The 8,869-nt window shown below is 68.6% G+C and carries 10 protein-coding genes; 4 read left to right on the top strand and 6 right to left on the bottom strand.

Translation table 11 applies throughout. The features are described 5' to 3' along the window. Positions 1-41: 41 nt before the first annotated feature. Positions 42-1,574 (bottom strand): ABC transporter substrate-binding protein, encoded by a 1,533-nt coding sequence (locus ACLBXX_RS15110; RefSeq protein ID WP_447658694.1) that lies wholly within the window; start codon positions 1,572-1,574, stop codon positions 42-44. A gap of 158 nt (positions 1,575-1,732) precedes the next feature. Here ACLBXX_RS15110 and ACLBXX_RS15105 point away from each other — a divergent pair, with 158 nt between their 5' ends. The 3 genes from ACLBXX_RS15105 to ACLBXX_RS15095 are packed head-to-tail and all read left to right on the top strand — an operon-like array spanning position 1,733 to position 4,151. Continuing rightward, entirely contained in the window at positions 1,733-2,764 is a 1,032-nt protein-coding gene (locus tag ACLBXX_RS15105) for a Gfo/Idh/MocA family protein (RefSeq protein ID WP_447658693.1), read from the top strand. Beyond that, on the top strand, positions 2,764-3,684 hold the full coding sequence (locus tag ACLBXX_RS15100; protein WP_447658692.1) for a TolB family protein: 921 nt from the start codon (positions 2,764-2,766) through the stop codon (positions 3,682-3,684). Before ACLBXX_RS15105 ends, ACLBXX_RS15100 begins: the two co-directional genes overlap by 1 nt. Then, positions 3,684-4,151, top strand: a complete 468-nt coding sequence (locus tag ACLBXX_RS15095) for a heme-degrading domain-containing protein (protein WP_447658691.1) — start codon at positions 3,684-3,686, stop codon at positions 4,149-4,151. Before ACLBXX_RS15100 ends, ACLBXX_RS15095 begins: the two co-directional genes overlap by 1 nt. Here the strand turns inward: ACLBXX_RS15095 and ACLBXX_RS15090 are convergent. From ACLBXX_RS15090 to ACLBXX_RS15070, 5 genes are read right to left on the bottom strand one after another with little or no spacing between them, the layout of a single operon-like run. Next, positions 4,141-4,470 carry a DUF202 domain-containing protein gene (locus ACLBXX_RS15090; RefSeq protein WP_447658690.1) on the bottom strand — a complete coding sequence of 110 codons (330 nt, stop codon included), beginning with the start codon at positions 4,468-4,470 and terminating at the stop codon, positions 4,141-4,143. The two genes, ACLBXX_RS15095 and ACLBXX_RS15090, sit on opposite strands and share 11 nt — an antisense overlap. Continuing rightward, positions 4,467-4,823, bottom strand: a complete 357-nt coding sequence (locus ACLBXX_RS15085; protein ID WP_447658689.1) for a YidH family protein — start codon at positions 4,821-4,823, stop codon at positions 4,467-4,469. Before ACLBXX_RS15085 ends, ACLBXX_RS15090 begins: the two co-directional genes overlap by 4 nt. Further along, positions 4,820-5,521, bottom strand: coding sequence for a TetR/AcrR family transcriptional regulator (locus ACLBXX_RS15080; RefSeq protein WP_447658688.1), 702 nt, complete (start codon positions 5,519-5,521; stop codon positions 4,820-4,822). Before ACLBXX_RS15080 ends, ACLBXX_RS15085 begins: the two co-directional genes overlap by 4 nt. Continuing rightward, a complete protein-coding gene (locus ACLBXX_RS15075) occupies positions 5,518-6,528 on the bottom strand; it encodes a formylglycine-generating enzyme family protein (protein ID WP_447658687.1) in 1,011 nt (336 codons plus the stop codon). Before ACLBXX_RS15075 ends, ACLBXX_RS15080 begins: the two co-directional genes overlap by 4 nt. Then, positions 6,506-7,102 (bottom strand): PadR family transcriptional regulator, encoded by a 597-nt coding sequence (locus ACLBXX_RS15070; protein ID WP_447658686.1) that lies wholly within the window; start codon positions 7,100-7,102, stop codon positions 6,506-6,508. Before ACLBXX_RS15070 ends, ACLBXX_RS15075 begins: the two co-directional genes overlap by 23 nt. 181 nt (positions 7,103-7,283) lie before the next feature. On the opposite strand from ACLBXX_RS15070, the gene ACLBXX_RS15065 reads away from it, so the two are divergent. Continuing rightward, positions 7,284-8,840 (top strand): ABC transporter substrate-binding protein, encoded by a 1,557-nt coding sequence (locus ACLBXX_RS15065; RefSeq protein WP_447658685.1) that lies wholly within the window; start codon positions 7,284-7,286, stop codon positions 8,838-8,840. Positions 8,841-8,869: the final 29 nt, after the last annotated feature.

Raw genomic sequence — 8,869 nt, 5'->3', positions numbered from 1 at the left:
GGCCCCGGCGCGATGTCGCGCCGGGGCCGTCGTGCCGCTGATCAGTTCACAGGGGAGAACCCGAACAGCGACGGGTAGGAGTTGGTCGGCCACATCGCCACGGCCGTGCCGTTGTCGTGCGCGAAGCTGCCCTGCTTGCGGTACCACGGCGCGAACCACGCCTGGTCCGTGATGTAGGCGTTGAGGTCCTTCGTGGCCTGTTCCGCCTCTTCCGGCGTGCCCAGCTGGATCGTCGAGATGTAGTCGTCGACCTGCGGGTCCTGAGAGTGGAAGGGGTTGAAGGTCGCCTCGGGGGCGATCATGAAGTTGATGAGCTGCCAGTCGGGGTTCTGCTCGAGTGACATCCAGGTGGCCGGGTACTTCGGGGCGAGCATGTCGGTGATGAAGTTGCCGGCGCCGGGGTCGGTGTAGTCGACCGTGATCCCGATGTCCGCCAGTTGCTGTGCGACGAGGTCGAAGGTCGTCTGGAACGCCGGAGTAGACATCATGGCGAGGGTGAAGCCGTCGGGGTAGCCCGCCTCGGCGAGCAGCTTCTTGGCGCCCTCGGGGTCGTATTCGTACGTGCTGTCGAGGGCCTCGTCGTAGCCGACCGACGTCGCCGGGAACACCTGCTCCGTGAGGGTTCCGTAGCCGGCCTGCAAGACGTCCAGCAGTGCCTCGCGGTCGAAGGCCATGTTGATGGCCTGCCGCACCCTGACGTCGGTGAGCTCCGGTGCCATCGCGCCGGAGCGATCCAGCAGGATGAGGCCGTGGAAGTCGAGTTCGTTGGACGCGACCTCCCAGCCCGACGCCGACACCTCGTCGATCGCATCGTTGTTGACCAGCGGCAGCCCGTTCGCTTCGCCGGCCTTCATCGCGTTGAGGGCGGCAGTCGGATCGTCGATGACGTTGATGGTCAGGTTGTCGTAGTGGACGGCGTCGGGGTTCCAGTAGTCCGGATTCGCCGCGTAGACGTAGCTCGTTCCCGTGACCGACGCCGCGCTGTCGAGCACATACGGGCCCGAACCGACGGGGGAGGTCGCCGACGAAGGGTCGTCGAAACTGGACGGGGCCTGGATCAGGCCGGGTGCGATCGACAGCAGATTGATGAGGGAGGGGTCGGGTGCGGGCTGGGTCATGGTGACCGTCGTCGCGTCGACGGCTTCGAACTCCTTGCCGGCGAAGGTCGCCGCCTGCGGCGACGTGCCGTCGCGGAAGCGCTCGAGGCTCGCCACCACGGCGTCGGCGTCGAGCTTGGTGCCGTCGCTGAACTCGACGTCGTCGCGCAGGGTGAGCGTGAGCACCGTGCTGTCGTCGTTGTACTCCCAGTCCGTCGCCAGCCAGGGAATGATCTCTCCGGCGGCGTCCTTCTGCAGCAGCGTGTCGAACACCGCCTGGAAGAACACGCTGCGGTTGCCGTACTCGGCGCCCTGGCCGACGTCGTAGCTCGTGGGCGACGCGATCGCGATCAGCGTGAGTCTCTCTGCGCGCCCCGAGTCGCTCGTGCCCCCGCCGGCGCCCTCTCCGCCGGCGCAGCCGGCGAGGGTGAGCGAGGCGATGATCGCGAGGGCTGCTGTGGCCTTCCAACGGAACATCCTTGGTCCCTTCTCGTGGAGGTGATCCGCCAGTGGATCGCCATGGCCGGAGAAGCTACCAGCATGTTTTGAACATTGTCAAAGATTACTTCTCCGGTTGTCGAGAAATCTTTTACGATGCTAAAGTCAGCGCGTCGCCGATGACCGAAGGAGTGTCGATGCTGCCCAGATCCCTGCCCGAACCGGAGCTGTTCCTTCCCGAGAGGGGCGAACCGGCGCTGCGCTGGGGCGTCCTCGGTGCCGGATGGATCGCGGGGTTCTTCGTCGCCGCCGTTCCGAAGCACACCGCGCAGAAGGTGGTCGCCGTCGCCGCGCGCGCCCAGGCCAAGGCCGAGAGCTTCGCCCAGGCGCACAGCATCCCGACCGCTCATTCGAGCGTCGACGCGCTCCTCGATGATCCCGGCGTCGACGTGATCTACGTCGCGGCACCGCAGAGCGAGCACCTGTCGCTCGGACTGCGCGCGATCGCCGCCGGCAAGCACGTGCTCATGGAGAAGCCGCTCGCGACGAGCGCCGCCGACGCGCAGCAGCTGGTGGACGCGGCGCGTGCCGCCGGCGTCTTCCTCATGGAGGCGATGTGGACGCGGTATCTGCCGCAGACGCGCATGATCCGTCGCGTCATCGACGAGGGGATCATCGGCGATGTCCGCAGCGTCATCGCCGACCACGGCCAGCCGCTCGCCGACGACCCGGATCACCGGCTGCTGCTGCCGGGGACCGGGGGCGGTGCGCTGCTGGATCTCGGCATCTATCCGATCCAGCTCGACTCGATGGTGCTGGGCGAGCCGTCGTCGATCACCGCCGTCGGCTCGCTGACCCCGTCGGGGGTGGACGCGACCTCGACCGTCGTGCTCGGCCACGGCGAGGAGCAGTCCACGCTGATGACGTCGATCCTCACGCGCACGCCGACCGTCGCATCGATCTGCGGCACGGCCGCGCGGATCGACATCGAAGGACCGTTCCACATCCCGACCGCGATCGCCCTGCGCTCGCACGATCTCTTCGAAGAGCCCGTCGTCTGGCGTGATCCCACCGGGGTGGGGCTCATGGACGGGCTGGCCTGGGAGGCGACCGCGCTCGCCCGCTACATCGGAGAAGGCCGGGCGGAGTCCCCGCTGCACACGCACGCCGAGACGGTGTCGATCATCGCGACGATTGACGAGGCACGCCGGCAGCTGGGGGCGCGCTGATGGCGTGGGCGCGCACACTCGCCGACGGGCAGGTCGCCCGCGTCCACGTGTACGACGTGACGACGGGGGAGAGCACGGTGGTGCACGTCGACCGCGAGACTCTCCTCGAGGCGCCGAACTGGACACCCGGCGGCGACCTGATCCTCAACGGCGACGGGATCCTCTGGCGCATGCCCGCCGACGGCTCTGCCCCGCCGGCTCCGATGCCGATCGAGAAGCTGCCTGAGCTCAACAACGACCACGTGCTCGCACCTGACGGCGACACGATCTACGTGTCGGCGAACGACGGCCACCTCTACGCGGCGTCCCTCACAACAGGTGCGGTGCGGAAGGTGACGCCGGACGGCAATCCGCATTGGCACTTCCTCCACGGTGTGAGCCCCGATGGCGAGCATCTGGCGTACGTGGCGCTGAACCCCGCGAACGGCTGGGACAGCGGCACCATCCGCGTGATCGATGCATCGGGGTCGTGGGATGCGGCGCTCACCGATGGTCGCGGGCCCGACGACGGCTCGGAGTATGCGCCCAACGGCGAGTGGGTCTTCTTCAACACCGAGCGGTTCACCGAAGCTCCCGGGCACGCGCAGATCGCCCGCATCCGTCCGGATGGCACAGGGCTCGAGCAGCTGACCTTCGACGAACGGGTCAACTGGTTCCCGCACATCGACCCCACGGGCACCCGCGCCGTGTACCTCAGCTTTCCCGTCGGCACCGAGGGCCACCCCGCCGACCTGCCTGTACAGCTCCGGGTGGTGGATGACATCTCGCAGACGGATGCCTGGACCCGGGGTCGCGTCGCGGTCGAGCTGTTCGGTGGCCAGGGAACCATCAACGTCAACAGCTGGTCGCCCGACGGCACCCGTTTCGCGTACGTGGATTACCCGATCGGGTCCGTCGAGGCCGGCCGGGAGGGGGAGTGATGGAACAGGTTCTCGTCACCGCCCTGGAAGCAGAAGAGACCGAGCTCGTCTGGGACGAGTTCGGCACGGATGAAGCGTGGCGCTTGGGCAGTGCGGTGCGCGCGCTCGCGGAGGAACGCGGGCACGGGGTGGCCATCGACATCCGCCGTGTCAACGGGATGATCCTGTTCCGCAGCGCGCTGCCCGGGGTCACCGTGGATCAGGAGGACTGGATCCGGCGCAAGAGCGCGGTGGCGTTCCGGTTCGAGACGAGCTCGGCGCTGTTCGCCGCGCGGATGGCGGCCGCGGGCTACGACCCCACCGCCGTCGGGTGGCTGGCAGCGAGCGACTACGCGGTGACCGGAGGCTCGGTGCCCGTCCGGGTGCGCGGTGCCGGCGTCGTCGCCGCGCTGACGCTGTCGGGGCTGTCGTCCGAGGAGGATCACGCGCTCGCCGTCGAGGCGATCCGCGCGACGCTCACGACGTGATCAGCAGCAGGATGCCGCCGACGCCCACCAGCGTGGTGACGCCTGCCAGTGTGAGCAGCAGCCAGGCACCCGGCAGCTCATGGCCGGCGCCTCGCCGGAGCGCCTCCACGGTCGCCCTCTGACGACTCTTCGCCGCTCGCCACAGGGCGGCGGAGACGATGACGCCGACGATGCCGGGCGCGGCCCACAGCCACGATCCCAGTTCGGCCGGGAGCAGGCGGATCGCCACCAGCGAGATCACCGCGATGGACAGCGCGGTGCGGCGCCACGCGAGCTCGGTCCGCTCCGGCTGCAGTCCCGCATCCCATGGCCCGCTCATTTCAGCAGCACCGCGAGGGTCACCAGGATGCCGGCAGCGGTCACCGCGATCGCGAGGGCCGGGCCGAGCGGGGATGCGGGCAGCGGTGTGCCGGCGCGCATGGCCGCTTCCGTGCGGAACCAGCCGATCCACGCGAGCGCGGGGGTGAGCAGGCCCGCGACGATGAGCACGAGCGAGGCGCCCAGGCGCAGCTGTGGGTGGAGATCGAGGCCGAGCACCTCGAGGGCGACGCCTCCCGCCAGGAGCGCGAGCGCCGTGCGGATCCAGGCGAGGAACGTGCGCTCGTTCGCGAGGGTGAACCGGGGGTCTGGCTCTTCGCCGCGCGAGTAGAGCGCCCGGGGGAATCTGCTCATGCGGTCGACCCGCTGTCGCGATCCGTCGCGACCGGTCCATCCGACCCCGACGCGGCGCCGGGGATCAGGATCTGGCCCAGGTGCCGTCGCAGGTGCTCGACGACGTTGATCTCCGCGGGCTCGAGCATCCACTGGAGCTGGATGCCGTCCCACGACGCCAGCGTGGAGATCGCCGCGTAGTCGACATCGACGCCGGGGCGCAGCATCCCGGCATCCTCCATCTCGCGGAACGCCTCGGCGAAGCTGCGCCGGAGGCGCCGGTATCGAGCGCGGAAGTAATCGCTGCCGGGATGCCGCGGAGTCGTGGATTCGGCGAAGAGGATCATGTAGAGGCTGATGAAGCCGGGGATCGCCTCATTGGCGGCCGCGATCTGCAGGATCGTATCGGGTGCGTCTTCCGGCCTTCCCGAACCTGCCGCGACGATCTCGTCCGAGACGACGTCGCGGTGGTCGAGCACCGCGTACAGCAGATCCTCCTTCTTGGGGAAGTAATAGAAGATCTGCGCAGACGAGAGGCCGGCGCGTGAGGCGATGCGCTGGGTGGAGCCGCTGTTGTATCCGTTCTCCGCGAACTCGACGACGGCGGCCTCGACCACGCGCTGCCGCGTCTCGGACGACTTGCTGTACGGTCCCCGCGCTCGGCGGGTGGACTCCTGTGGCTTCGGGTCGCAGCCCGCCGGCGCGACCTCCTCGGTCATGCGCCCGCCTCGTCTCCGGCACCGCCAAGCCGGAGCGAGACCGTACGGAAGCCCGCGTTGCCCATCGACGAGTCGGGCGTGTTCGAGGAGCGGGCCGAGTTGCGGTACCGGTTGCAGTACGAGCTGTGGCAGAGGTAGCTGCCGCCGCGGAGCACGCGAGCCTGCCCGCGCGACGCGCCACGAGGATCGCGCGCGGGGGACCGCGAGTAGTAGCGCGGGTCGAACCAGTCGGCGCACCACTCCCAGACGTTGCCGACGGGCTGCCAGAGCCCGTAGCCGTTCGGGTCGAAGGAGCGGACGGGGGCCGTCGTCGGCCAGCCGTCCTCGACGGTGTTCCGGTGCGGGAACTCGCCCTGGAAGATGTTCGCCCGCCAGCCGCCGGCGTCGACCTCGGTGTCTCCCCACGGATACTTCGCCCCCGCGAGCCCGCCGCGGGCCGCGTACTCCCACTCCGCCTCCGTCGGGAGGCGGCGCCCGGCCCACGCGCAGTAGGCCACGGCGTCGTTCCAGCTGACGTGGACGACGGGGTGATCGCCGAGCCCGTCGAGCGAGGTGCGCGAACCACCGGGGTGCGCCCAGTCGGCACCCCGCACGCCTCTCCACCAGGGAGTGCCCGCGGCGCTCCCGATGATGTCTTCCGGGTCGGCGTCCACGGCGAGGTGGAAGACAGCCGAGAAACCCCACGTCTCCGCCTCGGTCCGGTACCCGGTCGATTCGATGAAGCGTGCGAAGTCGTCGTTGGTCACCGTGGTCGCGTCGATGTCGAAGCCGTCGAGGCCGACCTCGTGCCTCGGAACCTCGCCGTCGCCAGGGTTGCGGTCGCCCGACGAGTCGCCCATCGTGAACCCGCCTGCCGGCACGTGCGCCTGCTCGATCGTGTGCCGACCACCGGCCGCGCGGGAAGATGACGCCGGCGGTGCGGAGAGCGTCACGAACTGCGATCGGCCCGGCGCGCCGCACGTGCAGGCGGCGCCGCAGCCGGAGTCAGGCTCGGAGGCGTTCGTCATCGACGCTCTCCTTCTCGCTCAGGCGCCGCTGGACGGCCTCCCGCAGGCGCTCGAGGTTCGCCACCATGAGATCCATCGACGCCGCTCCGCCTTCGTGCATGAAGTCCTCGACCTCCGTCACGAACTCGACGTCGAACGGAGCGTTCGGGTCGGCCTCGATCGTGCGGTCGCGATACCGGTATTTCGCGATCTGTCGTCGACGGGCGTTGATCTCGGTGTCGAGCAGCTGGATGAGCGACTCCTCGCCGAGGAAGCCCGAGAAGAACACGCGGGCCCGGAACTCGAAGTTGACCTGCTCGATCACCGGTTCGTAGGGGCTGAGGAGCCACTTCATGAAGACCTCGCGCCCGAGTTCGGTCGCCGTGTAGATCTTGGCGTCCTGGGCTCCGGGGCGGCTGCTGACGGTGTACGCCACCCAGCCCCGATCCGCCATCTGGCTGAGTGAGCGATAGACCTGGCTCATCTGCGTGCGCGGGCGCATGAAGACGCCCTCCATCTCCATGTACCGCGAGAGGTCGTAACCCGTCCGCGGCTTGACGAGCAGGATTCCCAGCAGCAGATGCTCCAGCTTCACGGCAGCTCCTTCAGCAATCGGCCGATTGCGGATCAGCCTAGATCCGCCGCGCTTCGGCCTGAGTCAAGTATTCCACAAATGGAGACTTTTTTACTCAACTTGTTGAATAGTGCTCCGAATCCTGTTACCTTCGCCGCAAGGTCGGTCCATGGAGGACCGCACGGCACCGGAAGAGACATCGATGTTCAACTTCAGGAAGCGCTGGGCGACCGCGATAGCGGCGACAGTGATCGCGGCAGCAGCCCTGTCCGGGTGCGCGGGCACCGCGTCGGGAGGCGCCGCCGGCAGCGGCGCCGCCTCCGGTGACGGCACGCTCACGATCGGCACGATCGTGGCCTCGACGACGTTCGCTGCGAACAGATCCGCGTGGGCGAACGAGTCGCCGTACCTTCAGGCGGTCTACGACACGCTGCTCCACGCCGACCCCGACGGCACGGTGCAGCCCTGGCTGGCGACGGAGTGGTCGTACAACGACGACAACACCGTCCTCACGATGACGCTGCGCGACGACGTCGAATTCACCGACGGCACGAAGTTCGACGCCTCGGTGGCCGCCCAGAACCTCCTGCGCTTCCGCGACGGCACCTCGCCGCAGAAGGCGTACCTCGCGACCCTCGCGGACGCCAAGGCGATCGATACGACGACGCTCGAGCTCACGCTGAGCGCCCCGAACCCGTCGCTGCTCTCGTTCCTCACGCAGAACCCCGGTCTGCAGCAGAGTCCCGCCACCTTCGGCGCGGCGGACGAGCAGACCAACCCCGTGGGCACCGGACCGTACGTGCTCGACAAGGGCTCGACCGTCGTCGGGTCCACGTACGTGTTCACGAAGAACCCCGACTACTTCGCCCCTGAGCAGCAGCACTACGCCAAGCTCGTGATGAACGTCTACTCCACGCCGACCGCGATCCTCAACGCCATCAAGGGTGGGCAGATCAACGGCGCACCGCTCACCGACAACTCGATGATCAGCCAGATCGAGGCCGCCAAGTACACCGCGAACGGGCAGCAGCTGAACTTCTTCGGGCTCCTGCTGTTCGACCGCGATGGCGCGATCGCCCCCGAGCTCGCCGACGTGCGCGTCCGGCAGGCGATCAACTACGCCTTCGACCGCGACGCCATGCTCGAGGCGGTCGGACAGGGGTACGGCGACGTGACGTCGTCCGTCTTCTCGCCGGACTCCTCCGGCTACGACGCGGACGCGGACCAGTACTACACGTACGACCCCGACAAAGCGAAGGACCTCCTCGCCGAGGCCGGCTACGGCGACGGCGACATCACGCTGACGATGCCGACGTCGTCCGGCTTCACCCCCGCCACCTATGCGCTGACCAAGCAGTACCTCGGCGACATCGGCATCAAGGTCGAGGAGGTGAACGTCGCGCCGACGAGCTTCCTGGCCGACCTGCTCGCCGCGAAGTATGCGAGCACCGTCATGCAGCTGAAGGCCGCGCCGTCGTCGTGGGAGACCCTGACCCTCGACCTGCTGCCGACCGCGGGATGGAACCCGTTCCACACCGAGGACCCGAAGGTGTCCGAGCTCGCGGCGACGATCCAGTCCGGCTCCGAGGACGAGGCCGCGAAGGCCGCGCAGGAGTTGAACCAGTACATCGTCGAGCAGGCGTGGTTCGCGCCCTTCTACCGGCCCCAGCAGACGTACGCGACCGACGCGAACACGTCGGTAGAGACGCAGACCGGGAACGCCTACCCGTACCTCTGGAACTTCGTCCCCAAGGGATGACGTCACCGGGTGGAGGTCGCCGCGCGGCC

The organism is Microbacterium sp. C23T (assembly GCF_053345975.1).
The sequence above is the reverse complement of the archived record's forward strand: the minus strand, read 5'-3'. Positions and strand labels throughout refer to the sequence as shown.

Excerpts from the sequence above, each read along its gene's own strand:
- ACLBXX_RS15110 (WP_447658694.1), bottom strand. The coding sequence starts at position 1,574 with ATGTTCCGTTGGAAGGCCACAGCAGCCCTCGCGATCATCGCCTCGCTC.
- ACLBXX_RS15105 (WP_447658693.1), top strand. The coding sequence starts at position 1,733 with ATGCTGCCCAGATCCCTGCCCGAACCGGAGCTGTTCCTTCCCGAGAGG.
- ACLBXX_RS15100 (WP_447658692.1), top strand. The coding sequence starts at position 2,764 with ATGGCGTGGGCGCGCACACTCGCCGACGGGCAGGTCGCCCGCGTCCAC.
- ACLBXX_RS15095 (WP_447658691.1), top strand. The coding sequence starts at position 3,684 with ATGGAACAGGTTCTCGTCACCGCCCTGGAAGCAGAAGAGACCGAGCTC.
- ACLBXX_RS15090 (WP_447658690.1), bottom strand. The coding sequence starts at position 4,470 with ATGAGCGGGCCATGGGATGCGGGACTGCAGCCGGAGCGGACCGAGCTC.
- ACLBXX_RS15085 (WP_447658689.1), bottom strand. The coding sequence starts at position 4,823 with ATGAGCAGATTCCCCCGGGCGCTCTACTCGCGCGGCGAAGAGCCAGAC.
- ACLBXX_RS15080 (WP_447658688.1), bottom strand. The coding sequence starts at position 5,521 with ATGACCGAGGAGGTCGCGCCGGCGGGCTGCGACCCGAAGCCACAGGAG.
- ACLBXX_RS15075 (WP_447658687.1), bottom strand. The coding sequence starts at position 6,528 with ATGACGAACGCCTCCGAGCCTGACTCCGGCTGCGGCGCCGCCTGCACG.
- ACLBXX_RS15065 (WP_447658685.1), top strand. The coding sequence starts at position 7,284 with ATGTTCAACTTCAGGAAGCGCTGGGCGACCGCGATAGCGGCGACAGTG.